This is a genomic window from Mucilaginibacter puniceus (assembly GCF_054783175.1).
In genome coordinates this window covers 961196-987350 of sequence record NZ_BAAGRB010000002.1, presented here as the reverse complement: position 1 = coordinate 987350, position 26155 = coordinate 961196, and the positions used below count along the sequence as shown (strand labels likewise).

Here is a 26155-nt window from a genome sequence, read left to right as displayed (position 1 = left end):
CATGAAAAAATTATTAGCTATATCCTTTTTCTTGTTTTGTACTGTAACCGTTTTTGCACAGTATAATGATAGTACGTTTTACCGTTTAAATATAACTACCACTGGTTCAATTAATAAAACAAACGATGGCCGCTCATTCCTATTAAATAATGGCTTAAATTTCGGTATTAAAAGAAAAGACATCGTTCTTAGTACTGCTAATAGCTTTGTTTATGGTAATCAAAATAACACATTAACCAATAGAGATTTTTCATCATCATTAACGTTTGATTTGTATAAAGACGTACACAAATTGTATTACTGGGGGTTGTTGAATTATAACACCAGCTATTCGTTAAAAATTAATAATCAGTTTTTAGGTGGATTGGGCGTAGCTTATAGTTTTTTTGATGACAAAACCAGCTACCTGAATTTAAGCGAGGGTATATTATATGATAAGAGTAACTTGTTAACCAATTTGGATTATAATACTTTTAGAAACTCTTTTAGGTTGTCCTTCCGTTTTTCGTTTAATGATGTGGTAATTATTGATGGAAGTAATTTTTTACAAAATTCACTCTCAAACGCGAATGATTATATCATTAAATCAAACACCTCTGTTTCGTTAAAGCTGCGTAAATGGATAAGCCTAACCACAGCCTTTAATTATAACCGGATGAACATTACCAGCCGCGAAAACCTTTTGCTAACTTATGGCTTAACGTTAGATAAATATTTTTGATCTTCTGTACGCTGCTGCTGTTCTAACTCCCTCTTTTTAATTTGTTGATAGGCAAATGTTGCAAACATAGCGAACACTATGTGTGCGAATAATAGTTGGGTGTAGTATTTTTTAAAATTTATACCCGGAGGGATGGGGTGCATGGTAAACGCTGATTTCCAAACACCAACGGCGAGTGCGCCGCTTGCCGCTCCCAGCCATATACTATTTTTGCCCGATGCCTTTACCAGTTTTTTGCCCCAAAGTGTATTGTAAACTGTAGAGAACATTAAGCCAATTGCATAGTGGCCCAGCCAACCTGCCAGTTTCGCTACCGGTTTAGGCTCGGCCGGGGCTAAACGATGGTAAAGCTTGCTCAGCAGGTCAGGCTCGCTAAAGTTTTCATTTGCAATTTCACCCATAGCCTTACTAAATAAGGTCATGAAGGTTGTGCCTGCAATTCCGGGTATAATAATCTCTTCTGCTTTCATCATTTAGCCTTTAGTGGTTAAACAAAATAACACACACTCTGTTTGGCTTTGCATAATATTGCATTTACATTGATTTGATGCTTTTGCTAAACACCGTTTGAGTTGAAAAGCATACAATCCATAAAAAGGTCAACCACTCAGTCACCGGGATTATAGTTGAAAAAGTAATGGCACAATATTTATACTATCAGTGTAGATCAATAAATAGCATTATGAAAACATCAACCAAAACAACCGTTATATTAAAAGCCTTTGATATGAAACTGAAGGCTATGTTGCAGGACGATCTGAAAAACTTTAAAGCTATTCAAAACCAAAAAAATAATTACAGCAAGCAAGCTGCGTAAAAATAAATTATAAACAACATCTACCTATGTTGTAAAAGAGTTTAATTTATTGAACTCTTTTTTTGTGGAATTATATGTCGCCTCGAGGTGGTAAAACTATTAAGCTATTATACTGTTAAGCAGGTAATTAATACCCTAATTAATTACTATGGCGAACGAAAAAGGTAAACTGGAGAAGCACGACAAGTATACTATCAATATGCATGATAAGTATGAAATTGAATACTGGTCAACAAAATTTAGGATTTCTGCCGAAGAATTGCAGAAAGCGGTAGAAGAAGTAGGTAACTCATCAATCAATGTAAAAGAACACGTAATGCGAAAATCATGAGCTTAAAGGAATATGTAAAAAAGCGGGATTTCACTAAAACTGCCGAACCAAAAGCCGGCAGGAGCAAGGATAAAAACAAGCTGATGTTTGTTATTCAAAAACATGATGCCTCGCGTTTACATTATGACTTTAGGCTGGAGATGGAAGGCGTGCTTAAAAGTTGGGCCGTACCTAAGGGCCCTTCAACCGATCCGAAAACCAAACGACTGGCGATGATGGTAGAAGATCATCCGTTTGATTACCGCAACTTTGAAGGGATAATTCCCGAAGGCGAGTATGGTGGTGGTACAGTTATAGTTTGGGATGAAGGTACTTATGAACCTATTGAAGAAATAAAAGGGAAGAAAGCACAGGAAAAACATTTGCTTGAACAGCTTAAATCAGGTTCGGTAAAAATAAAGCTGCATGGCGAGAAGTTAAATGGTGAGTTTGCTTTGGTTAAAACCCATGGAATGGGCGACAATGCCTGGCTATTGATCAAACATGATGATGACTACGCTTCTAAAAAGGATATAACCAAATTGGATACATCTGTCCTATCAGGCAAAACCATTGAGCAGATGGAGAAAACCAGTGAAAAGGTTTGGCAAAACGGCCATGAAGAAGATGTAGAAAAAGGAAAGCCCAAATCAAAAAGTAAAAAAAAAACTCTGGCGAAGCCGGCTGAGGAAATGGTGGGTGACGACACCCATGTTCCATTGGTGGATACGAGTGGGACCGATGCTTTGGCGCTTATAAAATCGGCACCTAAATCGGCTATTCCTAAAAGCATAAAACCCATGAAGGCTACTTTGGTTGACGAACCTTTTGACGATCCGAATTGGCTATATGAAGTAAAATGGGATGGCTACCGCGCAGTAGGGATAATTAATAAAGGTGATGTGCAATTGATATCACGTAATAACTTGCCATTTGATAAATTTTATCCGATAAATAAGGTTTTAAAAAGCTGGGGCATTAATGCCGTAGTAGATGGCGAAATATTGGTGCTGAACGATAAAGGGATATCAGATTTTGGTGCCCTGCAAAACTGGCGAAGCGAGGCTGATGGCAACCTGGTATATTATGTTTTTGATATACTTTGGTACGAAGGCAAAAACCTGATGAACTTGCCTTTAAAAGATAGGCTTACCATTTTAAAAGAGGTATTGCCAACTAACGATGATAGTATACGGATAAGCAAAGTTTTTGAAGCCAGTGGTATAGAATTTTTTAATGCTGCCGAAAAAATAGGGCTGGAAGGCATTATCGCCAAAAAAGCCAGCAGTGTTTACACATCAGATCTTCGGTCGCGCGAATGGCTGAAAATTAAGGTGCAAAGGCGGCAAGAAGTAGTTATTACCGGCTTTACCCGTAACGCGGGAACAAGCAAACTATTTAGTGCTTTAATTTTAGGGGTTTATGATAACGGTGTACTTCGCTATGTGGGTAAGGTAGGCACTGGTTTCAATGAAAAACTGCAAAAGGAAATGATGGCGCAATTTAAGCCGTTAATAACTGATAAAAGCCCTTTTGATGTTGAACCTGATGTAGACAAACCGTCGCGTTTTCGTCCACAACGTTTAGGCGCTAAACCAACATGGTTAAAACCCGAATTAGTGGGGGAGGTAGCTTTTGCCGAAATTACCGGTGATGGTGTGTTCAGACAAGCATCGTTTAAAGGAATGCGTACCGATAAAAAGGCTAAAGATGTGGTGTTAGAAACACCAACAGAAACGGATGAGGTAGTAGAGCTGGCGGATAAGAAACCAGAAAGCCATCATAGCAAAGCTATTAAACCTCCAAAAGATAAAGAGCGTAAAACATTACTTAATCCTAAGGATGAAACCCAGGTGCGCAAAATTTGCGGGCATGATCTAAAATTTACTCACTTAAGCAAAGTTTACTGGCCCGAAGATGGGATCACTAAGCGGGATATGTTTAATTACTATTACCAGGTGGCCGAATATATTTTACCTTATTTAAAAGACAGGCCCATGTCGTTAAACCGTTTCCCTAATGGGATACATGGACCAAGTTTTTATCAAAAAGATATAAAAGGTAAAGCGCCCGATTGGATAACCAAAACATTCCCGTATACGACAAGTGATGGCGAGCACAAAGAATATTTGGTAGGATCAGACGAAGCTGTTTTATTATGGATGGCATCACTAGGGTGTATTGAAATGAACCCATGGTTTAGCCGCATACAATCGCCGGATAACCCGGATTATTGCGTGATAGACCTTGATCCTGATAAAAACACTTTTGATCAGGTTATTGAAGCTGCACAGGAGGTGAAGAAAGTGTTGGATGCCATTGATGCGCCCTGCTTTTGCAAAACTTCGGGATCAACTGGTATGCATATTTATATCCCCTTGGGTGCTAAATATACTTACGATCAATCGCAAATGTTTGCACGTATTATAGTAAACATTGTACATAAGCAAATACCCGATTATACCAGTTTGGAGCGCATGATTGCCAATAGAAAAGGCAAAATGTATTTAGACTTTTTACAGAACCGCCCGGGTGCTACCATTGCCGGACCGTATTCATTAAGGCCAAAAATTGGTGCAACCGTTTCCATGCCCTTGCATTGGGATGAGGTAAAGCCAGGGCTTACAATGAAGCATTTTACTATTCATAATTCAATTGATAGGTTAAAAGTTGAGGGTGATTTATTTAAGGGTGTACTAGGTAGGGCTATCGACCTGCAAGGGTCTATAAAGAAAGTTCAGAGAATATTTGAGTAATAATCCAAATGGAAATTTGATCGTCGAATACGCGAACTGCATCTATGATAAACCAATAATAACTCAGCTAACCGGCAGTCCGGAAAAGGCATTGACAAATTATCTGAAAACCCTGTCCCCTGGTACTCTTGTGATAATGGGTGCCTATAGTCGTGGGGCTGTTTCCCGGTTGTTTAACAGCAGTATGGCCAATAATTTAATGGAGACAATAGATCTCAATATTTATCGCGCACTACTAATAATCTGCAATTAGCTATCCAGTGTATGTTTTTTGATTAAATGTTTTGATAGTTTGCGGTAAAACAGATATTTAACAAGCTCAGCGGTTATCATATACGCTATTACCAAGAAGATGGTAAAACCGTAAACTGCCAAAGGAAGGCGTATAAAATTAAACCAGGCTGATAGCGGCGATAACGGAATAATGCCTACCACGATAATGATCATCAGACTGGCTAATATCAATAAATTGCCGGGCATGCTTTGAAAAAATGCCTTGCGTGTACGCACAACTAACACAATAACTACTGCCGAGATAACCGACTCAGTGAACCAGCCGGTTTGGAACATCTGCTCGTTAGTATGAAATATTAATATCAGGCAGCCAAAAGTAATATAGTCAAAAACAGAGCTTAATAACCCAAAAGTAATCATGAATTTACGGATAAAGCTCATATCCCAGCGTTGCGGCGATGTTAGCTGGTGTTCATCTACTTTATCCCCGGCAATTGCCATTTCAGGGAAATCGGTTAACAGGTTATTAAGTAAAACTTGTTTTGGCAGTAAAGGCAGGAACGGTAAAAACAGCGAAGCTCCTGCCATGCTGAACATATTACCGAAATTTGCGCTGGTAGCCATGAAAATATATTTCATAGTATTCGCAAACGTTTTTCGTCCTTCCATTATACCATCAATTAAAACGTGCAGGCCAGGTTTAAGCAATACAATATCAGCTGCTTCTTTAGCAACATCAACCGCAGTGTTTATTGATATGCCTACATCGGCAGCATGCAAGGCCGGGGCATCGTTAATGCCATCGCCCATAAACCCTACAACGTACCCGGCTTTTTTTAAAATTGTAACAATTCTTTCCTTTTGGTTAGGTTCTACCTCGGCAAATATATGTGTAAGCGGCGCAGCGTGAGCCAAAGCGGTATTGTTCATTTGCCTTATTTTGCCGCCTGTTAAGATTTTGGCATCGGGTATGTTTAATTGTAACGCAAGGTGCTTACCAATTAACTCATTATCGCCTGTTATTATCTTTAGTTGAACATTTAAATTGTTCAATTGAGTTATTGTAGAAATGCTATCGGGTTTAAGCGGATCAAATAGTGTTATAAAACCCATGAATATCATGTCTTCCTCATCTCGGCGGGTTATTTTACAGTCATCGGACAGGATTTTGTAAGCCAAACCTAAGACCCGATAACCGTCGCCGCTTAATTGCTGGTATTTTTTTAATAGAGTGTTTTGATGTTCGGGCGTGACAGCAATTATTTTACCCTCTATTTCCAGGTGCGAACATTTTTCTAAAACAGATTTTAATGCGCCTTTTGTTATCGCCAGGTTTCGCTTATTTTCCTTTACCTGTACAGTAAGCATTTTCCTTAAAAAATCGTAAGGGATTTCAGCAACAAGCGGCTGCGGAGCAGTTTGTGTTCCGTATGCGGTGCAAATAGCCTCATCAATTGGATTATGAAATCCTTGTTGAAGCACTGCATTTAGCCATGCATAATAAAGTACTCTGTCACTGTGTTGACCTGAGTAGCCAATGGTATCCTTTAGCGTGACTTTGCCGGCAGTAATTGTCCCCGTTTTATCGGTACACAACATGTCCATACTACCAAAATTTTCAATAGCCGATAGCCGCTTAACTATCACTTTTTTTCTGGCCATTTTTTGTGCACCCGCAGCCAGGTTAACGCTTACTATGGCCGGTAAAAGTTGTGGAGTTAAACCTACTGCAATCGCTAAAGAGAATAAAAACGAATCGAGTACGGGCTTTTGGAGCCATACGTTCAATGCGAAGATAACCAGTACAAGCAATAGCGTTATCTCCATCAAAAGGTAGCCAAATTTACGAACGCCTCTCTCGAAATCTGTTTCCGGTATTTTGCCTTGAAGGCTGGCAGATATTTTGCCAAATTCGGTTGTCATGCCTGTATTAGTAATTAATGCTGAGGCCGTGCCGCTTATGACATGACTGCCCATGAATAAAGTGTTGAACTTTTTGGCCAATGGAGTATTGATTGGCACCACCCCGCATTTTTTTTCTACCGGAAACGTTTCACCTGTAAATGCAGCTTCGTCAACAAACAACTCTTCTGTAGTAAGTAGCAAGCTGTCTCCAGGTATCATATCCCCGGCAGCCAATTTAATGATGTCCCCAGGAACTATCGTTACTGAGGGTACATTAAGCATTTGGCCGTCTCTGATAACAATACAGTTGAGCTGTACCATTTTCATTAATTTACTTACAGCATTTGCGGCACCTTTTTCTTGCCAAAAGCCCAACACACCGCTAATTAGTACTATTGCAAGTATAATTACGGAATCAGCTTTATCTCTTAAGCCCACCGCAATAAATGCTGCGATAATTAGTAATAATGTTATGGGACTTTTGAATTGTGATAGTAAGAGTAAAAACGTCCGTTCTCCCGAATTCGCTTTTAGCTTGTTAGGCCCATATTGTTTAAGCCGGTTTGCTGCCTCCCTGTTAGATAAGCCGGCACTTGTTACCTTTAAGCGACTAAGCGCCGTAGCGACATCTGTGTTACAGAAAGGCTGCGGCGTTTTGGATATTGTTTGCATTATTTAATGTCAAATAGGAAAAAGCAGTACCGGTATATTGATTTGTTTAGGCAACCGATCTGTTAATCTATCCCCAATAATTTCCCTGAAATGAAAGCGATGATTGATCAAAACAATCAGGTCATTATGAAGGTGATTAATTATAATGTCCACAGCGCGGTGAATATCGACTTCCCGGATATTGTTAAAAGTCGCAAAGCAACTTTGTGAGTTGTACGCGATCTCAGCAAATAATTCGCGACTATATTTTTCATCAATTGGAGGTAAGTCTTTAGCACTTATGTGTGCAAGCGACAGCCCTGCGTGCAATGACTTAGCCATTGTTGTTAGATAACGCATTATATTTAGCCGGCAGTAGCGTAAATCGGCTATATAGGTGATACGGTGTATTTGGTGACCTGCCCACCTTTCGGGCACTAACAATAGCGGGCAACGGAGTTGATTAAGCAAACTCTGCATGTCCGGAGCTTTATATCCGGCACCTATTTCGCTACAACCTTTTATCACCAGCCAACAGTCCATCTGTAAGGCCAGTTTAGCCAGATCAGCAGGGTTGGCCCCGGGCATTTGAACTGTCTTGATTTCTTTCCGCAAATTTTGTGTTCCGATATAGTCATTACCGGTATCAAAATGGTAGTTTCCCGCCAAAACCTTAGGAGTAGACGCTTTACTTTTATGGAAGGTTTGAGCAATCGTTAATTCTGCCTGAATCATGCCTGCTATGTGCATAGCCAATTTGGTAGCAACAGTTACTGCTGAAGTACCATCATCAATGATAAGGATTGTTTTCATAGTGCACCTGCAATTGTTTAGGGTAAAGTTTATCAATAATGTCTTATTAAAATATGATTTGGGTCATACAGATTGGTGAGGTTAGTCAGTTGTACCTGGCTGGCTATCAATTTAAAGCAAGAAATATTGAACGGGCTGAATATTGCAGGTAAGGTGTTTTACATCAACACGCAACATGACGACTGTCATTTTTTATAAGGTAAGTAAATACCAATTTTATGCTATAAAATTTATTAATATGAAGCTGGATTTTACGTTACCGAACGGCTATTATATGTTGGTTTTTCATAGTTGCCGAAAACCAGGTAACGTGTGCGCAATCACGAGACAGCCTTATTTCTGTTGAAGTACAGCATCTACTTAGCATCAAATAAAACAATCAAACAGTAAATCACACATATATCATGGAACAGATTAATATCAGCCACATTGCAAACCTTAATAACGATTATTTAAGGGGAATTGAATTTTACAAACAGGAGTTAAGTATTATGCAAGGCCGTTTGGAAGAAATTGCTGCAGACAATACCAGCAAAGAAGTATCTCAACAGGTTGAACACTTCCAAAACCAATTTTTAATACATAGCAATTATTTAGACGAAATAAAACATCGTATCAAAAGTGACCTTAAAAGCATTGAATCGCAGTTACACAAAACGCGTGTTTTTGTAAGCGAAGATACAGCCGTTGAATACGATAATGTAAATGAACAATATATAACTGAAGAAAAATTATTCAACGAAATGAGGCATGAGTTTAACCGCTTTGCTGCAAAATGGATGTGATTTTTTTATTATTATTTAGATAAGCACAGGCTAACAACCTGTGCTTGCTTTTCCATTAGTGCACGATATCCCGTTTTGAATATCTTATCAGCATGTTTCAAGTCAAACATATTGTAGTTGCGCAATGGTGCTTCAATAAATATATCACACAATGCTGCATTCAGTGTTACTTGATCTGAAATAGCCAGGTGAAAGCACCTGTCGAGCACGTTTAACCTGTCTAACTGTTTAAACTGGTTATCAACCTTATTTACATTTGCCCCAATAATAATATCACATTTATCCCTGATACATTTTACCGGAAGGTTATTAAGTACTCCACCATCTACAAGATATAATTTACCATGCTTTTTGGGCGCAAATATTAACGGAATAGATGAAGATCCGATTAACACATCGTATAATGGTCCTTTAGAAAATGTTACAGCGGTTCCACTGCAAATGTCAGTAGCAGTAACAAACAATTTAAGATTAAGGCTCTCAAATTTATCTTTTGAAATAGTAGACTTTAATATGAGTTTTAACCCTGGGGCAGTGAACAATCCACCGGAGAATAAAACCATTTTAGCAAGGCTGGCCGAAGAGTGTTCTTTAATTAGATCTAATATTTGCTTTGGAGAATATCCGGCTGCATATAAAGCGCCAATAATTGCACCGGCACTTACTCCCGATATCACATTAGGTTTGATGCCTAATTCATCCAGCCCCTGCAACACACCCAGATGCGCTATCGCCCTGGCTCCGCCGCCCGAAAGTACCAGTCCTATGGTTGGCATAATTATTTTTTTTGTGCTTTCTCTTTTTCCTGCTGTTTTTCTAATTTTTTAAAGTACCCCCTAAATAAAAAATTATGCTTTAGCGCCTCCATATTTTGATTGAAGCCATCGGTTCCTTTTTGTATATTTTCCAACGTCAGGGTAATATTTTTGGCTGCGGCCGAGTCTCTTAATATCGTATTTAATGGCCCTTTGCTATGGGTTAAATCTTGTTTCATATTAGCTGCTATGCTATTTAATTGAATGGTGAGGTTATTAGCGTTGTCGCTGGCCGATTTAATTTTAGCCATTGCACTTTTTAAATTACCGGCAAAGGCGGTATCTGTCAATAAAATACCTGCACCGCCTTTGCCTTCCTTTATTTGTGCTACTATAGTATTTAGACTATTGGTTATTTGCTTAGCATTCGCAGTTGTTTTATTGATGTTGGTTAATGATGATTTCAAACTCGTGCTTATGCCTTTATCATTTAACATTTCCATCATAGCGCTATTATTAATTTGTAAAACGGTGACTTTTAAAGCTTCAGATATAGAGGCTATATTATCATTGGTTTTAGATAAAGTTTGAAGCATTTCATCCGTATTGATCATTTTTTGACTGGCCAGTAGATCACCTTCTTCTACTTTTGAGCTGGCACCCTTCATGGGCAAAATATTTACAATTTTATTGCCCATAAGGCCTTCGGTACCGATAGATGTGATGGCATTTTTATGGATGTAGGAACGAACTTTATTATTAATTAATAAGGTCACCTCAATAGTTGTATCATTGATTAATTTGATGTCTTTTACAGTGCCCGCCTGTATCCCCGAAAACAACACATTGTTACCTTCTACCAATCCGTTTAAGTTAGCGAAGTGTGCTTTGATCACAAAGTTGCTTCCAAACAGGTTGTGGTTTTTACCCATCATATAAAAGGATAATATAAGTACAAACAAACCTGTTAATACAAAAACTCCTAGTTTAATATTATTTTTTTCTTGATTTGCCATAATGTTATTCAAAAAATTGCCTGATGTTTTTATCTGTTGAATGCTCAAACTCCTGGTAAGTGCCTTCTGCGTAACATTTGCCATCAAGCAGTAATGCCACCCTATCGGCAGTGTTTTTAACGCAATTCATATCATGTGTAATTATGATGGAAGATGTATGATACTTTTGCTGTAGTTTTAATATTAAATTATCTATTTCCCTGGCTGTAACCGGGTCAAGCCCTGTAGTGGGCTCATCATATAAAATGATCTCAGGTTTAAGAATCATTGTGCGCGCCAGGGCCACACGTTTGAGCATTCCGCCCGATAACTCTGCAGGCATCATTTCAATGGTATGTGTCAAACCAACATTTTCAAGGGCTTCAATTACTAAATTATCTACTTCCTTTTGCGACAAATCCATACGGTGCCTGCGTAACGAAAATTCAAGATTTTCCCTTACCGTCATAGAGTCATAAAGTGCATTACCCTGAAATAAGAATCCTATTTTTGTACGCATCTTATCAAGAGCCTCATAACTTAAATCAGGAATGTTATCGCCAAATACGAGTATATTCCCACTATCAGGTTTTAATAAGCCTATAATACATTTTATCAACACTGATTTACCCGAACCTGACTTTCCTAATACTACTACATTTTCTTCTTTCCGGATGGTGAGACTGAAATCATTTAGCACCACATTTTTACCAAATTTTTTAAATACGTGGTCAATTATAATAACCGGTGCATTATTGGTTTCATGTTTCGCATCGGTAATGATTTCTTTTGTTTTCATATTAATTAAGGCCAAATAGATCTGTTATTTGAACTGCCAGCAAATCAATAATGAAAATGAGTACAGAAGACAAAACCACAGCAGAGTTTGCAGAATTACCCACTCCACGGGTGCCTTTACTGGAGTTATATCCTTTATAGCAGCCAATTATACCAATTGCAAAGCCAAAGAAAAATGTTTTTACAATAGCAGGTATGACATCATCGAAATTGAGACCGTGAAATACTTGTGTAAAGAATAAGTTGAAACTGGTAACCGCCCGAATATTTACGCCTATATAAGCTCCAAATAATGATACTGCATCACCCATTACAGTTAAAACCGGCAGCATTAAAGTAGTTGCCAACACGCGTGTAGCTACCAGGTATTTAAATGGATTGGTGCCGCTCACCTCCATAGCATCAATTTGTTCGGTTACTTTCATTGAGCCTAATTCTGCACCAATGCTACTGGCTATCTTCCCTGCAAAAATTAAAGCCGTAATTACCGGGCCAATCTCTCTAACTATCGCTATTCCTACCATAACTGGTAGTTGCGATTCCACTCCATAATCCACCAAAGGGGGACGCAACTGCATAGTTAAAACTAATCCCATAATAAAGCCGGTTAGGGCTATTAATGGCAGAGACTTATAGCCAATTGTATAGCATTGGTTTAATAATTCTTTGAACTCGAATCGGGGTTTAATACCCATCGAAAAAAAACGCCCGGTAAACCTTGCTATATTGCCCGTTTCATCAAAAAAATTAATTGTGTCTGGAAGTAATGCCATAGCTAACAAAGAATTTTAATAAAGATAGGGCGACACTTTTTTTATTTTAATGATGCAACTCATCAAGTATTGTGACAAATATCATCTGCATTAATCAGATAGCTGTTGTAACTAATTTTAAATCAAATCGTATACAACTATTGCGAATATTATTAATTAATATTTTATACTTATACGGGATTTCCTGTATTCACCTATCTTAATTTTATCACAATAGGCCTATGGTCACTATATTGCATATTGAGGATAATAAAGATATCAGTGACAACACCGCTGAATTGCTTGAACTGGAGGGTTACAAAGTGATCAGTGTGGATAATGGAACTGATGGGATCTGCCTTGCTAAAAGCCATCGCCCGGATTTGATCATTTGTGATATTGTTATGCGAGGAACTGACGGGTATACCGTTTTTAAAACTTTGCTGCAGGACATGAATATCCAAAACATCCCTTTTATTTTTTCGACAGCGAATGCAGAAAATGCCGATAAAGATAGAGCAAAGCAAATTGGTTATTGCGAGTACCTCATTAAACCGTTTGATGGAAAGGAATTATTAGATTGCGTTAGCCGGGTGCTGGTAAAATATAAGTTAATGTGATCTTTATAGCTCTCTCAACTCCTTTATTTTTTTGAACTTAAATGACAGGTAAATGCGAAACAGCCCCGATAAAATAAATGCTATACCTGTCCAAAATATTAATGCTTTAATTCCATATATAGGGTAAAGTAATATTAGTAGGGCAATTAGAATAATAGTTACAGCAGTTAATGCCAGCCATCTCCAACTTTTGGATCCGTAAGACCGAATTTGCAGCGCGTTGCCCAGGGCTATCATTCCCCGGAAAGCAATCCAGACACTTACAACTAAGGGTAATAATACCATGGTAATCAAGGGATAATTAAACAGGTAACACCCAATGATCAGGTCAATGATACCGGCTCCAAAAAGCCACCCCCATCCTTTGATCAATTTATGATTTTTAATAGAGAAAAGAATTTCAAAGCAGCCAGATGCTATCATACCTATTGCAACTGCCAGGCAAAGGGATAAGAAAGATTGAAACGGGGATATAATGATCCAAATACCTATACCAGTTAGCAATATACCGGCTATCAATATCAACCACCAATGGTTAATAATATTACGAACAACATTGCCGGCTGAAGTTTCCATTATAATAATTTTAGTAAAGTGTCATTGTGCTTTTGCGAAGGTATTACTGCCGGCTTTAGTAGCGCTTCGTTAATATTTTCAATACCCTTTATCAGTGCGTCGGGGTTAAATGAAATACTATCAATACCAGCCTCAACCAATATTCGGGTAAACTCTTTTGAGTCGCTTGGTGCCTGTCCGCATAAGCCAACTTTTTTATGAAGTTGGTTGGCTTTATTGATCATGGTAACAATTAATTGTTTGCTTGCAGCATTTTGCTCATCAAACAAATCGGCTATCATTGCAGAATCACGGTCAATACCCAGGGTTAATTGAGTAAGGTCATTTGAACCTATAGAAAAGCCGTCGAATATTTCTGCAAATTGCTCGGCTAATAATACGTTGCTTGGTATTTCGGCCATAACAAAAATTTGTAACCCATTTGTGCCACGTTTAAGTCCGTATTCTTCCATCAGGCTTACCACTTTTTTACCTTCGGTAACGGTCCGGCAAAATGGAATCATTAATTTCACATTTGTTAATCCCATTTCATTTCGTACCACTTTCATAGCCTCACATTCCAATTTAAAGCCTTCCTGATAGCGCTTGTTGTAATACCTTGATGCACCCCTGAAACCTATCATCGGGTTCTCTTCTTCGGGCTCAAAGTATTTACCGCCTATTAACCCCGCATATTCATTTGTTTTAAAATCGCTCATCCTCACGATAACCTCTTTGGGGTAAAAAGCTGCGGCAATGGTCGCAACGCCCTGCGATAGCTTGTCTATAAAGTATTGTTTTTTATCCGGGTAGTTATGGGTTAGATTTTCAATTTTTACACGGTCAATTTCGTCGGTAACCTGGTCAAATTTTACCAATGCCATAGGGTGTATCTGTACATAGTTATTGATAATAAATTCCAGACGCATTAAACCAACTCCATCATTTGGGAAAAATGATAACTGAAAAGCTTTTTCGGGCTCGCCAATTATCAATTGGGCCTTAATTGTTTTGGGCAAACGCACATTGCTGATTTTGGTAGTTGTTTCTTTCCAGTTTAATTTGCCCCGGTACACATATCCTATTTTACTCTCGGCACAGCTCAATGTAATTTGTTCACCTTCTTTTATAACAGAGGTGGCGTTTTCTGTCCCAACTATGGCAACCACTCCCAGTTCGCGGGCAATAATCGCGGCATGGCTTGTTCTGCCACCTTTATTGGTAACAATACCTGCTACCTTTTTCAAAATTGGATCCCAATCGGGGCTGGTAGCATCTGTGACCAATATGTCGCCTGCATTTAATTTATGGGCTTCTTGGGGAGAGGATAATATTTTGGCAACGCCGCTGGTTATCATGTTGCCCACAGCTTCGCCGATTGTCAGCTCTTCTCCTTTTTCAATTATCTTGCAGGTTTTAACCTGTAAGGTTTTTGCCTGGCTATGCACGGTTTCGGGCCGCGCCTGTATGATATATAATTGGTGGTTAATGCCATCTTTCGCCCACTCAAAGTCCATCGGTTTTTGGTAATGATCTTCAATTATAAGCGCCCATTTTGCTAATTGTTCAATTTCAACATCACTCAAAACAAACCTTTCCCGCATCTCCCAAGGGGTATCTTTATTGATGGTTGCGTTTACATAATCGTCCGAGTCGGCATACACCATCATTATACTTTTGCTGCCCAGGTTTTTTTGAATAATTGCTTTTAAATTCTTTTTTAGTGATGGTTTAAAAACCAAATACTCGTCAGGAGTAACTGCACCCTGAACGATATTTTCACCAAGGCCCCAGGTTCCGGCAAGATGTATCACATCTTTAAACCCTGATTCCGGTTCAATAGTAAAACCAATGCCGGAACACCCGATGTCTGAACGTATCATTTGCTGAACCCCTACAGAAAGGAATACTTTACTATGGTCAAATCCCTTATCCTCGCGATATTTTATAGCGCGGTCTGTATACAACGAGGCAAAGCACTTTATTACAGCATTTATTAAAGCGTGGTGCCCCTGTATGTTCAGATACGATTCGTGCTGCCCGGCAAAGCTGGCTTCCGGCAGGTCCTCGGCAGTGGCGCTGCTACGCACTGCAACTTCCTGTTCCATATTATCAAAAAGATAATCGTAAGCATCAATTACGGCCATCTTTAAATCGGCAGGCATTAAACCATTCATTATATGTGCACGTGCCATTGTGCCTGTTTTAGTAAGGTTGGAAAAATCTTTTCTGTCCAATCCGTCCATCAAGTTTTGCAATTTATCTTCAAGCTTATTAAAGCTGATAAAATATTTATATGCAGTAGAAGTAATGGAAAAGCCATCAGGTATTAGCAATCCCTTATTGGTTAAATGATTATACATTTCGCCTAATGATGCATTTTTACCGCCTACTTCAGCTATATCATTTATACTTATTTCGCTGAATTTTTTTATGAACTTTTCCATTTCCTTGATTTATTAAAATAATAATGCCACCTGTACCAGGTGTACAGGTGGCTTGCTTAGCTTAGTTTACTTTCACTTCTTTTTTTGTCGCTGTTTTTTTATCAGCTTTTTTAAGCTCTATCTTAAGTAACCCGTCCTGGTAATTAGCGGTAATGTTATCTTCCACAACGTTATCCGGCAGGTTAAATGTGCGGGTGAAAGAAGAACTTGAAAATTCCTTCCTTGTATAGTTTTCTTTTTCCTCATTTTTCTCTGCACTGGTTTCGGCACTTATGGTAAGCAGCCCATCTTCTGTAGTGATCTTAAACTCATCCTTTTTAAAGCCCGGAGCTGATACATCCACCTTATACAGGTTTTTAGTTTCACGGATGTTAACTGCCGGTAGTGTTTCGGTGCTAAAAAGTGTTTTGTCAAAAAAACGTTCTGTGTTCCAGAAATCTTCCATCATTGACCTTAATGACGGAAAGCCATTTGATTTTACTAAAGTTGACATAATGATTTGTGTTTAATGATTTAATAAAAGATATATATGACAAATCTGCGATCATAAATTTAGTGTTGCCATGACGCTAATCAATTGGAATAGTGATGTATATCACACCCTGAAATTTTATTAAAGGCTCATAAAAAGATACAGCCGCAATACTCCCTAATATCTAAGCAGGGTGCAACACGCCTGCTTTTCACAAACACACTAAGAATTGATTATTCAAATGCGGCTAAGAACCTACCGGAAAGGTTAATGTAAAAGTAGTGCCTGATTTGGTACTACTTTTAAAGTCTATTGTGCCATTCATCAAATTGGTATAACGCTTTACTATATTTAACCCTAAGCCTGTTCCCTGGATATCATTAGCATTCCCTGCTCTAAAAAATGCTTCAAATAAATGTTCCTGGTCTTGATCAGGAATACCTATTCCATTGTCTTTTATCAGAATATTGAACATGTTTCCATTAATATCAGATATCATTTCAATAATCCCGTTATCACCGGAGTATTTAATTGAATTTGATAAAAGATTAAGCAGGCAATGTTGCAGTAAATTATTATCCGATTTTATCTTATAAGCATTTCCTTTGTGTATGTAGCTAAGATGTTGCCCATGCTTTAACTGCATCTTCATGCCTTCAGCAATGTCCTCGCAAAACGTAACAAGATCAAACTCACTAAATACAGCGTTAACCTTGCCTGATTCTATTTTCTCAACCGATAAAAAATCGTTTATAATAGTAGTCAGGTTATTTACACCGGTTTTTATCTTATCGAGGTGAAAAAAAATCTTGCTCTTTTCCAGCCGGTCAAAATAATACTCTATTAATGACGCCGATAAAAGGATACTGCTCAAAGGCGTACGAAATTCGTGCGAGGCCATTGAAACAAACCGTGTTTTGAGTTTATTGATCTCCTGTTCTTTTGCAAGCGACGTATTTACTTCTTCTTTCGCCTGCTCCAGCGTGTTAACAATGTTTTTTAAAAAGTTTGTTCGTTCCTCAACTATATTTTCCAGGTTATTGTTATGCTGTTTTAATCTCTCCTCGGCATCTTTTTCTTTACTCAGATCATGTATAATGCCGATATAAACAGGTTCATCATCGCAAACGGTTTCGCTTACAGCCAACCGTGCCGGAAAAATGTTGCCGGATTTGGTAAGTCCGTTTACTTCGCGCCCTATACCTATAATGTGTGCTTGCCCGGTCAGCTTGTATTTTTTTAGGTATTTATCATGGTTTTTATTTTCAGGTGGTGGCATCAGCAAACTAATATTTTTGCCATGTAATTCATCTTTAGTATACCCAAATAACGCACATGCCGAAGGATTTACCAACAAGATATTGCCTTTTTGGTCGATAACCAATATGCCATCAATCACATTTTCGAAAATAGATTTCAATAACTGAATATTATTATACATGCTTATAAAGTAATCAGGTAAGTCTTGCTGTTGGCATAGCAAATATTCACCTTCTGTTGTGTGTAATCAATGACGATGGTCACATTTTTTATATTGACAATCAATATTATAAGTGATGGCAATCATTTATTTATCAAGCAGGTAAGTCCAATTTTGAGTATTAACAATCAAAATAAATTCTTATGAAAACAGATTCAAAAATTCAACAAGACGTTATTGATGAGCTTCAGTGGGAGCCCATTCTTAACGCAGCAGAAATTGGAGTAACAGTGCATAATGGTGTTGTTACTTTAAGCGGGTATGTAAGTAATTATGGTAAAAAGTTTGCTGCTGAAAAAGCAACCTGGCGGGTTAAAGGCGTAAAGGCAGTTGCAGAAGAATTGGAAGTAAGACTTGCAAAAAGTGACAAATTAACCGATAGCGAAATAGCCGAGAGTATTGTGCGCACACTTAAATCTCACACATCTATTCCAGATGAAAGAATTAAGATTAAAGTAACTGACGGGTCTGTTACTGTAGAAGGTGAAGTAGATTGGAACTATCAAAAAGAATCTGCAATTAATTCTATCAGGCATCTGAAAGGGGTAAAGTGGATTAACAATTTTATTACGGTTAAACCCCTAATTAACACCACGATAGTAAAAGATAATATACGCAAGGCTCTTGAAAGAAGAGCCGATTTTGAAGCTGCCAAAATTAAAGTAGAAACCATTGGCAATAAAGTTATACTAAATGGTACCGCTAAATCGTGGGTAGAAAGATGTGCCGTTGAAAATGCGGTGTGGGGCTCGCCCGGAGTAACCACGGTAGACGATCAATTAGTTATAGTATAATATTACACTTAAACTTTACGATAATGAAAACCATACTTGTATTGACTGATTTTTCTGAAAATGCAAAACACGCCGCAAAATCAGCCATGGCACTGAGCGAAAATCTTCATGCCAACATTTTATTATTTAACTCATTTGTTATGGCCCCGGCAACACCTTATTATGCCGGTGGACCTATAGTTACAGAAGGTATTATGTGGTATAGCGAAGAGAGCAAAGATCAACTTAAAAAACTGGCAGAATACCTGGAAGCCGGTTATGATGAGTTAGCTGAAGGACAGTTTAAACCTAAAATTACTTGCGCAAACGGGGAAGGTAATTTAGGAAAAGATGTTGAGGATATCATAAAACATAAAGACATTGAGTTGGTAGTAATGGGAGCCAGGTCTGGCGGAACTATAGAACATATTTTGATAGGAAGCGATACCAATTCGGTTATAAACCATACTACCCGCCCCGTTCTTGTCATTCCTCCTCAATCAGACCTTAAAGGGATAAAAAAAGTTGTTTTTGCTACTGACTTTAACGAAGAAGATATAAAAGCACTTGATTATCTGGAAGAATTACAGAACATATTCCACTTTGAGATAGAAGTTGTTCATGTAAGCCTTAACAATGAAGATGATTTAAAAGATTTTGGGCAGGAAGTGGTATTTGCATCGATGATTAACAGTTTAAGAGACGCTAACATCACTCATAAAACTATCAGAGGGAAAGATGTAATAAACAGGCTCAATCGTCTTTGTCACGAAACCAAAGCTGATGTTCTTGCTCTGGTTCATTATAAAGATTCGTTTTTAAGCCGAATTCTCGAAGCGAGCAAAACCAAAGATGCCTTAACTCATCAAAAAACACCACTATTAATAATACCTTCAAAATTAGCATAGCAAATAGCATCAGGGTTAATATTGGATTAAATTATTCCTGATGCTATTTTAATATTTACGACACCGAGTTTTTTGAATTTGAAACATTAATTTTTTTTCAATTGCTCATAAGTTTGAGCCCTGGGTTTATATCGGTAATTTGGTATGAGATAATAAAGTGAAAAAGAGATCAAGCCTTCAACTTCAATAATGTGACTACTATCAATTGAAATGTTGATAGTGAGCATTGAAATAAGATTTAAAATGTAGTTGTTTTGATGTAATTATTAATAACTGCACAAATTATAATATAATCATCTCATGAAAAAAATAAGTGCGGCCTTTGATGGCTTAAAATTCTCAGAAGGTACTTTGGCTTATGCAATTAAAGTTGCCGAAAGTAGTAAGGCGTTATTGTCAGGTGTTTTTTTGGAATCTTTTTTATATCATGGTTATAAGCTATTTGATATGGTTGGGGCCCAGGGTATTTCGGAAGTAAAAATGAGACACTTGCTTGAAAAAGATGAGGCTACAAGGCGGGAATCAACGGCTATTTTTGAACAAGCCTGTAAAAATGCCGATATCGACTACATTACCCATCATGACAAAAGCTTTGCCTTGCAGGAATTGCTTAAGGAAAGTATTTACAGTGACTTGGTATTAATTGGCGCTGATGAAACGCTAAGCCATTTTTCAGAGGAAAATCCTACACAATTTATTCGTGATTTTTTAGCTGAAATGCAAAGCCCGGTTTTAATAGTTCCCCGTGAGTATAAAGAAATAGAAAAAGTAGTGCTTTTATATGATGGTAGGCCTTCATCAGTTTATGCTATCAAGATGTTTAATTATATGATGCCATGGTTAAAAAGTAAGGAAACTGAGGTGATATCAGTTACTGATCCAAAAGATACGCAAGAGTTGCCGGACGGAGAATTGATAAAAGAATTTATTACCTGTCATTACCCGGATGCAAGTTACACCCTACTAAAAGGCGACCCTGAAGAAGAGATCATAACCTATCTTAAAAACATTAATAAAAATGTTTTAGTAGTATCAGGCGCGTACAAACGCGGCCAGGTTTCCAGATGGTTTAAAACCAGCATGGCCGATCTGTTAATGAAAGAGATTGACATGCCTTTGTTTATTGCGCATAATAAATAATAGTTAGCCTATAAGCCGGTTGGTTATTGGTAATTTTAAGGGGTGTAATTAAATAATTAATAATGGCAATTAAATATCCGTTTAACGCTCCCTACACCTTAACAACAGAAGAAGTTATAGCAATAACTCAAACGGATAAAAATGTCGGGCTAAGCCAAGCAGAAGCAAAAAAGCGTACCAAAACATGGGGACTTAATAGTTATGAAGCCCAGCAGCAAAAAAGTGCGTGGGTTATTTTGTTGCAGCAATTTAAAAGTCCCATTGTTTTTTTGTTAGCAGTAGGAGTAATTGTCTCCATATTTTTTAAAGATTTTTTAGATGCAGTTGCAATTGCAGCCGTTATATTAATCAACGCGCTAATTGGTTTTTTAATGGAAATGCAGGCTCGTAGTTCCATGGTTGCGTTGCAAAAAATGGATGTGATTTTGGCTAAGGTAATAAGGGATGGATCAGCAATAGCTATCCCGGCCGAACAATTAACACCCGGTGACGTGGTCCCTTTTGAGGCCGGCGATATTATCCCTGCTGATGGGCGTTTAATAGAAGCACATCAATTACAATGCGACGAATCTTCACTCACCGGCGAATCATTTCCTGCAGACAAACTTTTAGAGAATGTTGCGCATGATACCCCCGTTAGCGACCAACGGAACATGGTATTTAAGGGTACATCAGTTATTAATGGTAACGGAAAGGCAGTTATAACGGGTATTGCCAATCATACACAATTAGGTGTAATAACTTCATTGGTAGATAGCTCGGTCGAAACTGCCACACCGTTAGATAAAAAGCTAAGCGGGCTAAGCAAAAAACTGATATGGATAACCCTCGCTATGACTGCCATATTTTCAATAACCAGCATTATACAAGGTAAAACAGCATTGCTTATTATTGAAACTTCTATTGCTTTGGCGGTTGCTGCTATTCCCGAAGGGTTACCTATAGTAGCAACTGTGGCATTATCATACGGGATGTTATTAATGGGGAGGAGAAATGCTATTGTTAAAAAACTATCTGCAGTAGAAACATTAGGAAGCACCGGGGTTATTTTAACAGATAAAACCGGCACGCTCACTGAAAATAAAATATACGCCGACACGCTTGGTTTCCCTGCCGAAAGTATCAAAGTACATACAGAAAATAATGCTTTAAAATTTCCGCACGGGCCTATTAAAGCAAGCAACGAAAATTTTGAAAAGTTAGTATTAACGGGTGCCTTATGTAATAACGCTAGTAAAGATACTGGCGACCCAGTAGAAATTGCACTTGTTAATTTGGCTAACTCGACCGGGTTAAATACCGGTAGTTTAAATAAGCAATACTTGCGCATAGCCGAACTACCGTTTAACTCCGATATTATGATGATGGGGACGTTGCATAAAACGCCATCAGGCTTTTTTGCGGCCGCAAAAGGATCGGTCGAACATTTGCTTAAGCGATGTACTAAAATGCAATTAGGGCCGATTATTGAGGCGTTAAACCAAGAGGGTAGGGAGGCTATCCTGAAAAAATCAGAAAAAATGGCTGCCAACGGATTGCGTGTGTTAGGTTTTGCTTATAAAGAAGGAGTTCAACTAAATGATGAAAACTATCTGGACGAATTGATCTATACCGGTATAGTTGGTTTTATTGATCCGCCCAGGATGGACATTAAAGGTGCGATATTTTCGTGCAGAAACGCAGGTATAAAAGTAGTAATGATTACCGGCGATCATCCGCAAACGGCGCTTAATATTGCCAAAAAAGTGGGTTTGGTAGATGAGACCGAGAAAGCAGTGATAACTGGTAAAGAACTCTCGACAATAGAGACACTAACAGCCCAATGGAAGGAGAGAATTTTAAACACGGCTGTATTTGCACGCATAACACCTAAACAGAAATTGGATATTGCAGGTATATACCAGGAGGCTGGCAATATTGTGGCTATGACGGGCGATGGGGTAAATGACGCGCCTGCATTGAAAAAGGCCGACGTAAGCATCGCGATGGGAATACGGGGCACACAGGTAGCTAAAGAAACAGCCAGCATTATATTAAAAGACGATTCCTTTACATCAATAGCCGACGCGGTAGCCCACGGCCGGGAGATATTTAAAAATATCCAAAAATTTGTGATTTACCTGGTGTCTTGCAATTTGAGCGAGATATTTATAGTAACGCTGTTAGGTATTATTGCGCCTGCAGCCACTTTATTGCCTCTGCAAATACTTTTTTTAAATATGGTAACTGATATATTCCCGGCGCTGGCGCTTGGGTTGGGTACCGGCGATAAAACAGTAATGCACACGCCCCCGCGCGAGCCTAAAAAGCCAATAATTACCAATAACAACTGGTTGGTTATTGCCCTGTATGCGGCACTCATAACGCTGTGCGTAACTGCTGCAGTTATCTATTGCAATTACCTTAACCTCAGTGATGCACGCTCAATAAATAGTGTGGCGTTTGTTACCCTCACTTTTGCACAACTATTTCACGTATTTAATATGGCATCTTTGCGCAGTGGGATATTGGTAAATGAAATTACCCGCAATAAATTTGTATGGCTGGCATTGGTTATTTGTGCCGGAGCAATATTCGTTGTTTTTTCTGTGCCGAAAATGCGGATGGTATTAGGCCTAACGCCATTACCTGTTAAACTATGGGTTACTGCCATAATAGCAAGTTTATTACCGCTTTGTATTATACAGGCGTATAAAGTGTTAAAGAAAGGTCAGGTAGTTAATCCTTAACTGTTATTGGGCTATTTAAAGGCCGTTCATCGCCAAGTAATAACCCCCATTTTTTATAATTTAGCGAGCTATCAAAAATAATTTTTAGTATGGATAGTACGGGCAGGGCAAGAAACATACCCGAAAGGCCTGCCATGTATCCCGCCGTAATAATACCAACTATTGCTGCAAGCGGGTTGATCTTAACTTGTGAACCAACTATGCGCGGCATTAATATATTATTATCTAAAAACTGAACAACCGTAATTGCAACTAATACGATCAGGATATCAGCCAGGTTTTCTGACGATGATAAGGTTAACAACACCCCTAATATATTACCTATTAATGCTCCCAAATAGGGTATCAAGTTTAAAAAGGCGAAAATAATACCAATAAGCAAAGCATTTTTTATTCCCAATAGCATTAATGAACCGCCTAATAAAACGGTGATATAGGTAATTTGGATCAGCAGGCCTATCAGGTAGCTTTTTACCATTTTTTCTGTCTGCCGTATATTATGCTCAACATTTGGGTGTTCATCAGTTTTAAACCACATCAAAACAAACTTTAAAAACAGGTTTCTGTATAGCATAACCAGGTAAATGTAAATTGGCAACAGCCCCAAAAACACAACAGCGTCCGACAGTGAGCCAACCACACCTTGAAAAATGCCTCCTATAGCGTTAAGCAATTTATTGCTTTGAACATGAATGAACTTTATTTGTTCGGCCGGCGAAAACCCAAATGAATTACTGATCCAACTGCTTAAGTTTTCGAGGTGCAAACCAACAATTCGCTTAATTTCTGCAAAGTCAGCTATCAGGGCCGACACTTGGTTGGAAAATAGCCAAATAAGTAATACTACAATTATTGTAAATAACAGAATCGGTAAAAATATGGATATAGATTCGGGTATGTTTAACTTTCTAAAAAAACGGAACACAGGCATTAACATAATGCTGAAGAAAAATGCCATTAGCAAAGGCATAATTACCATGTTACCAATAACAATTATTGTCCCAAGTAAAAATATCCCAAGTAATTCAATTGATCGTTTAACAGTTACAGGTAGTTTGTTCACTTACATTAATAATATTTAATAAAGTTACCTATTTTCAAACCGTCCGGTTTTTTTAGTTACAGCTATTTTATACACAATAAGTTCAACAGAGATGCCAATATCACTCTCATTTGCTGTAATTCCGTGAGATGGATGATCGGTAGGGTTATTTGCTAAAGGCATAATACGATGAATAATGCCCTGCATAGCCTGTTGCTTTTCATCCACGTCAGTTAATTCTTCAAACCGGCCCCAAACAATAGCGCTTTTCCATTTAAATACATCTTGTATCTCATCTACTTCAAAGCATACTTCCGGGTTTTTACGCATCATGTCTATTTTCTGCCCCTCAGTAGCATGGCTATAAATGTATTTACCGTCATAAACATAATTTATGGGTACTATATAGGTAATACCATCGGCATGGCAAGCTAATCTACCTATTACTTGATGCTTTAATAAGCTTTCAATTTGTGCTTCATTTAATTCACCCAACATAACTTCTCTTTTATATTCAAAAATACCTTTTGGTTTAAGCGAAAAAATGACTTGCATCAGCAATTACTATATCAGTGCTCACCTTTAAGGTGGTATCACAAAGACTTTTCCATTTCGGGAGCATAAGTTCCGCCGCATGCTGCATGATTGCAGGCGGCACGATGTAGTAGTGATTGTTGAGCCGTGATTTTGTTTGTATCGTCGCCTTTCCATATTTCCAGTGCAGGTTGCTGTAGCGCCCTTGAAAAAGAAAATGTTAATGCCCAAGGCAACCGTGCATCAAATAATTGGTGCATGGTATTTAATCTTTCAGTAGCCAATAAAGCAGATTGTCCACCTGATAAAAAGGCTATTCCGGGTACACTTGCTGGAACACAATTAAGCATACACGCAATTGTTGCCCGAGCTATTTCTTCTGTAGTATTTTGTATTGGATTATTGATACCCGGTAATACCATATTTGGTTTAAGTATAATTCCCTCAAAAGCAACCCTGTGCTGATGCAAAGAATTAAATACAGCATGTAAGGCTTCGGTAGTTATCTCCGCACATTTTTTCATTGAATGGTTGCCATCCATAAGTACTTCAGGTTCTACCACTGGCACCAAACCTGCTTCCTGACAAAGAGCTGCATACCGTGCTAATATATCTGCGTTGGTTTTAATACAAGTTGTTGTTGGGATATTTGGGGCTATGTTAATAACAGCTCTCCACTTTGCAAAGCGTGCTCCCAACTTTTCATATATTTCTAAACGTTCACGTAAACCGTCAAGCCCCTCGGTTATTTTCTCTCCGGCAAATCCGGCCATTGGCACCGTGCCGGTATCAACCTTAATACCTGGTATAATACCCTTGTCTATAAGTACATCTATAAACAGATCACCACCTGCTGTACGCTGTTTAATGGTTTCATCAAAAAGTATGGCCCCGCTAATATATTCCTCTAATCCCGGGGTTGTAACTATTAATTCACGATATCTTCTGCGGTATTCTTCTGTTTCCGGGATGCCTTCTGCTTTAAAACGCTTATTACAGGTTGCAGTGCTTTCATCCATAGCCAAAAGACCTTTTTTATCGGCCATTAATTGGCTGGCGATGGTTGATAAGTGTTGATTGGCTTTCATAATATGGAGTTACTATAGATACACATCAAATGTAATACCACTAAAAAAGTAAAAAGTAACCAAGGTCATATTATG

The 26155-nt window shown here is 38.3% G+C and carries 24 protein-coding genes; 10 read left to right on the top strand and 14 right to left on the bottom strand.

What is annotated here, in order from left to right; all coding sequences use genetic code 11:
• Window position 1 precedes the first annotated feature (1 nt).
• Complete coding sequence (locus ACYVJ6_RS11430; RefSeq protein WP_460694194.1) at window positions 2-721, top strand: DUF481 domain-containing protein; 720 nt, start codon at window positions 2-4, stop codon at window positions 719-721.
• Here the strand turns inward: ACYVJ6_RS11430 and ACYVJ6_RS11425 are convergent.
• A complete protein-coding gene (locus tag ACYVJ6_RS11425) occupies window positions 691-1194 on the bottom strand; it encodes a hypothetical protein (protein WP_460694193.1) in 504 nt (167 codons plus the stop codon). The genes ACYVJ6_RS11430 and ACYVJ6_RS11425 overlap by 31 nt on opposite strands.
• Window positions 1195-1403: 209 nt before the next feature.
• Here ACYVJ6_RS11425 and ACYVJ6_RS11420 point away from each other — a divergent pair, with 209 nt between their 5' ends.
• From ACYVJ6_RS11420 to ligD, 3 genes are all read left to right on the top strand, one after another.
• On the top strand, window positions 1404-1538 hold the full coding sequence (locus ACYVJ6_RS11420) for a hypothetical protein (protein WP_460694192.1): 135 nt from the start codon (window positions 1404-1406) through the stop codon (window positions 1536-1538).
• Window positions 1539-1686: 148 nt separating this feature from the next.
• Window positions 1687-1869, top strand: a complete 183-nt coding sequence (locus ACYVJ6_RS11415; RefSeq protein WP_460694191.1) for a DUF3606 domain-containing protein — start codon at window positions 1687-1689, stop codon at window positions 1867-1869.
• Window positions 1866-4604 (top strand): DNA ligase D, encoded by a 2739-nt coding sequence (gene ligD, locus ACYVJ6_RS11410; protein ID WP_460694190.1) that lies wholly within the window; start codon window positions 1866-1868, stop codon window positions 4602-4604. The genes ACYVJ6_RS11415 and ligD overlap by 4 nt, the downstream gene beginning before the upstream one ends.
• Window positions 4605-4853: 249 nt before the next feature.
• On the opposite strand, the gene mgtA is transcribed toward ligD, so the two are convergent.
• Window positions 4854-7415, bottom strand: coding sequence for a magnesium-translocating P-type ATPase (mgtA, locus tag ACYVJ6_RS11405; RefSeq protein ID WP_460694189.1), 2562 nt, complete (start codon window positions 7413-7415; stop codon window positions 4854-4856).
• A gap of 9 nt (window positions 7416-7424) precedes the next feature.
• A complete protein-coding gene (locus tag ACYVJ6_RS11400; RefSeq protein WP_460694188.1) occupies window positions 7425-8207 on the bottom strand; it encodes a hypothetical protein in 783 nt (260 codons plus the stop codon).
• A 404-nt stretch (window positions 8208-8611) separates the two neighbouring features.
• On the opposite strand from ACYVJ6_RS11400, the gene ACYVJ6_RS11395 reads away from it, so the two are divergent.
• Complete coding sequence (locus ACYVJ6_RS11395; protein ID WP_460694187.1) at window positions 8612-8992, top strand: hypothetical protein; 381 nt, start codon at window positions 8612-8614, stop codon at window positions 8990-8992.
• An 11-nt stretch (window positions 8993-9003) separates the two neighbouring features.
• Here ACYVJ6_RS11395 and ACYVJ6_RS11390 read toward each other — a convergent pair whose 3' ends face one another.
• Genes ACYVJ6_RS11390 through ACYVJ6_RS11375 form a run of 4 tightly spaced genes read right to left on the bottom strand, consistent with a single transcriptional unit; the run spans window position 9004 to window position 12313 of the window.
• Window positions 9004-9768 carry a patatin-like phospholipase family protein gene (locus tag ACYVJ6_RS11390; RefSeq protein ID WP_460694186.1) on the bottom strand — a complete coding sequence of 255 codons (765 nt, stop codon included), beginning with the start codon at window positions 9766-9768 and terminating at the stop codon, window positions 9004-9006.
• Window positions 9769-9770: 2 nt separating this feature from the next.
• Entirely contained in the window at window positions 9771-10763 is a 993-nt protein-coding gene (locus ACYVJ6_RS11385; RefSeq protein WP_460694185.1) for an MlaD family protein, read from the bottom strand.
• A 4-nt stretch (window positions 10764-10767) separates the two neighbouring features.
• Window positions 10768-11541, bottom strand: coding sequence for an ABC transporter ATP-binding protein (locus ACYVJ6_RS11380; protein ID WP_460694184.1), 774 nt, complete (start codon window positions 11539-11541; stop codon window positions 10768-10770).
• Window position 11542: 1 nt separating this feature from the next.
• On the bottom strand, window positions 11543-12313 hold the full coding sequence (locus ACYVJ6_RS11375; protein WP_460694183.1) for an MlaE family ABC transporter permease: 771 nt from the start codon (window positions 12311-12313) through the stop codon (window positions 11543-11545).
• Window positions 12314-12534: 221 nt separating this feature from the next.
• Between ACYVJ6_RS11375 and ACYVJ6_RS11370 the strand changes: the two genes are divergently transcribed.
• Entirely contained in the window at window positions 12535-12912 is a 378-nt protein-coding gene (locus ACYVJ6_RS11370) for a response regulator (protein ID WP_460694182.1), read from the top strand.
• Window positions 12913-12915: 3 nt separating this feature from the next.
• Here the strand turns inward: ACYVJ6_RS11370 and ACYVJ6_RS11365 are convergent, their stop codons facing one another.
• From ACYVJ6_RS11365 to ACYVJ6_RS11350, 4 genes are all read right to left on the bottom strand, one after another.
• Entirely contained in the window at window positions 12916-13488 is a 573-nt protein-coding gene (locus ACYVJ6_RS11365) for an HdeD family acid-resistance protein (protein ID WP_460694181.1), read from the bottom strand.
• Window positions 13488-15914 carry a phosphoenolpyruvate synthase gene (gene ppsA / locus ACYVJ6_RS11360; protein ID WP_460694180.1) on the bottom strand — a complete coding sequence of 809 codons (2427 nt, stop codon included), beginning with the start codon at window positions 15912-15914 and terminating at the stop codon, window positions 13488-13490. The genes ACYVJ6_RS11365 and ppsA overlap by 1 nt, the downstream gene beginning before the upstream one ends.
• A 61-nt stretch (window positions 15915-15975) precedes the next feature.
• Entirely contained in the window at window positions 15976-16407 is a 432-nt protein-coding gene (locus tag ACYVJ6_RS11355) for an Hsp20/alpha crystallin family protein (protein WP_460694179.1), read from the bottom strand.
• Window positions 16408-16633: 226 nt separating this feature from the next.
• Window positions 16634-17806: a PAS domain-containing sensor histidine kinase gene (locus ACYVJ6_RS11350; protein ID WP_460694178.1), complete on the bottom strand. Its 1173-nt coding sequence runs from the start codon at window positions 17804-17806 to the stop codon at window positions 16634-16636.
• A 203-nt stretch (window positions 17807-18009) separates the two neighbouring features.
• Between ACYVJ6_RS11350 and ACYVJ6_RS11345 the strand changes: the two genes are divergently transcribed.
• From ACYVJ6_RS11345 to ACYVJ6_RS11330, 4 genes are all read left to right on the top strand, one after another.
• Window positions 18010-18660, top strand: a complete 651-nt coding sequence (locus tag ACYVJ6_RS11345; RefSeq protein ID WP_460694177.1) for a BON domain-containing protein — start codon at window positions 18010-18012, stop codon at window positions 18658-18660.
• A gap of 23 nt (window positions 18661-18683) precedes the next feature.
• On the top strand, window positions 18684-19547 hold the full coding sequence (locus ACYVJ6_RS11340; protein ID WP_460694176.1) for a universal stress protein: 864 nt from the start codon (window positions 18684-18686) through the stop codon (window positions 19545-19547).
• A gap of 300 nt (window positions 19548-19847) precedes the next feature.
• Window positions 19848-20687, top strand: coding sequence for a universal stress protein (locus ACYVJ6_RS11335; RefSeq protein WP_460694175.1), 840 nt, complete (start codon window positions 19848-19850; stop codon window positions 20685-20687).
• A 62-nt stretch (window positions 20688-20749) separates the two neighbouring features.
• Window positions 20750-23416 carry a cation-translocating P-type ATPase gene (locus ACYVJ6_RS11330; protein WP_460694174.1) on the top strand — a complete coding sequence of 889 codons (2667 nt, stop codon included), beginning with the start codon at window positions 20750-20752 and terminating at the stop codon, window positions 23414-23416.
• Here ACYVJ6_RS11330 and ACYVJ6_RS11325 read toward each other — a convergent pair.
• The 3 genes from ACYVJ6_RS11325 to ACYVJ6_RS11315 are packed head-to-tail and all read right to left on the bottom strand — an operon-like array spanning window position 23406 to window position 26080.
• Window positions 23406-24479, bottom strand: a complete 1074-nt coding sequence (locus ACYVJ6_RS11325) for an AI-2E family transporter (RefSeq protein WP_460694173.1) — start codon at window positions 24477-24479, stop codon at window positions 23406-23408. The genes ACYVJ6_RS11330 and ACYVJ6_RS11325 overlap by 11 nt on opposite strands.
• Before the next feature lie 24 nt (window positions 24480-24503).
• Window positions 24504-25013, bottom strand: coding sequence for a pyridoxamine 5'-phosphate oxidase family protein (locus tag ACYVJ6_RS11320; RefSeq protein WP_460694172.1), 510 nt, complete (start codon window positions 25011-25013; stop codon window positions 24504-24506).
• 38 nt (window positions 25014-25051) lie between these two features.
• The gene (locus tag ACYVJ6_RS11315) at window positions 25052-26080 is read right to left on the bottom strand and encodes a class I fructose-bisphosphate aldolase (RefSeq protein ID WP_460694171.1); all 1029 of its coding nucleotides are present in this window, start codon (window positions 26078-26080) and stop codon (window positions 25052-25054) included.
• Window positions 26081-26155 lie beyond the last annotated feature (75 nt).

Bases quoted from the DNA above. Each gene is read 5' to 3' on its own strand.
- ppsA (WP_460694180.1), bottom strand. From the start codon at position 15,914: ATGGAAAAGTTCATAAAAAAATTCAGCGAAATAAGTATAAATGATATA.
- ACYVJ6_RS11340 (WP_460694176.1), top strand. From the start codon at position 18,684: ATGAAAACCATACTTGTATTGACTGATTTTTCTGAAAATGCAAAACAC.
- ACYVJ6_RS11345 (WP_460694177.1), top strand. From the start codon at position 18,010: ATGAAAACAGATTCAAAAATTCAACAAGACGTTATTGATGAGCTTCAG.
- ACYVJ6_RS11370 (WP_460694182.1), top strand. From the start codon at position 12,535: ATGGTCACTATATTGCATATTGAGGATAATAAAGATATCAGTGACAAC.
- ACYVJ6_RS11395 (WP_460694187.1), top strand. From the start codon at position 8,612: ATGGAACAGATTAATATCAGCCACATTGCAAACCTTAATAACGATTAT.
- ACYVJ6_RS11355 (WP_460694179.1), bottom strand. From the start codon at position 16,407: ATGTCAACTTTAGTAAAATCAAATGGCTTTCCGTCATTAAGGTCAATG.
- ACYVJ6_RS11400 (WP_460694188.1), bottom strand. From the start codon at position 8,207: ATGAAAACAATCCTTATCATTGATGATGGTACTTCAGCAGTAACTGTT.
- ACYVJ6_RS11315 (WP_460694171.1), bottom strand. From the start codon at position 26,080: ATGAAAGCCAATCAACACTTATCAACCATCGCCAGCCAATTAATGGCC.
- mgtA (WP_460694189.1), bottom strand. From the start codon at position 7,415: ATGCAAACAATATCCAAAACGCCGCAGCCTTTCTGTAACACAGATGTC.
- ACYVJ6_RS11425 (WP_460694193.1), bottom strand. From the start codon at position 1,194: ATGATGAAAGCAGAAGAGATTATTATACCCGGAATTGCAGGCACAACC.
- ACYVJ6_RS11365 (WP_460694181.1), bottom strand. From the start codon at position 13,488: ATGGAAACTTCAGCCGGCAATGTTGTTCGTAATATTATTAACCATTGG.
- ACYVJ6_RS11385 (WP_460694185.1), bottom strand. From the start codon at position 10,763: ATGGCAAATCAAGAAAAAAATAATATTAAACTAGGAGTTTTTGTATTA.
- ACYVJ6_RS11415 (WP_460694191.1), top strand. From the start codon at position 1,687: ATGGCGAACGAAAAAGGTAAACTGGAGAAGCACGACAAGTATACTATC.
- ligD (WP_460694190.1), top strand. From the start codon at position 1,866: ATGAGCTTAAAGGAATATGTAAAAAAGCGGGATTTCACTAAAACTGCC.
- ACYVJ6_RS11430 (WP_460694194.1), top strand. From the start codon at position 2: ATGAAAAAATTATTAGCTATATCCTTTTTCTTGTTTTGTACTGTAACC.
- ACYVJ6_RS11320 (WP_460694172.1), bottom strand. From the start codon at position 25,013: ATGCAAGTCATTTTTTCGCTTAAACCAAAAGGTATTTTTGAATATAAA.
- ACYVJ6_RS11420 (WP_460694192.1), top strand. From the start codon at position 1,404: ATGAAAACATCAACCAAAACAACCGTTATATTAAAAGCCTTTGATATG.
- ACYVJ6_RS11390 (WP_460694186.1), bottom strand. From the start codon at position 9,768: ATGCCAACCATAGGACTGGTACTTTCGGGCGGCGGAGCCAGGGCGATA.
- ACYVJ6_RS11335 (WP_460694175.1), top strand. From the start codon at position 19,848: ATGAAAAAAATAAGTGCGGCCTTTGATGGCTTAAAATTCTCAGAAGGT.
- ACYVJ6_RS11375 (WP_460694183.1), bottom strand. From the start codon at position 12,313: ATGGCATTACTTCCAGACACAATTAATTTTTTTGATGAAACGGGCAAT.
- ACYVJ6_RS11330 (WP_460694174.1), top strand. From the start codon at position 20,750: ATGGCAATTAAATATCCGTTTAACGCTCCCTACACCTTAACAACAGAA.
- ACYVJ6_RS11380 (WP_460694184.1), bottom strand. From the start codon at position 11,541: ATGAAAACAAAAGAAATCATTACCGATGCGAAACATGAAACCAATAAT.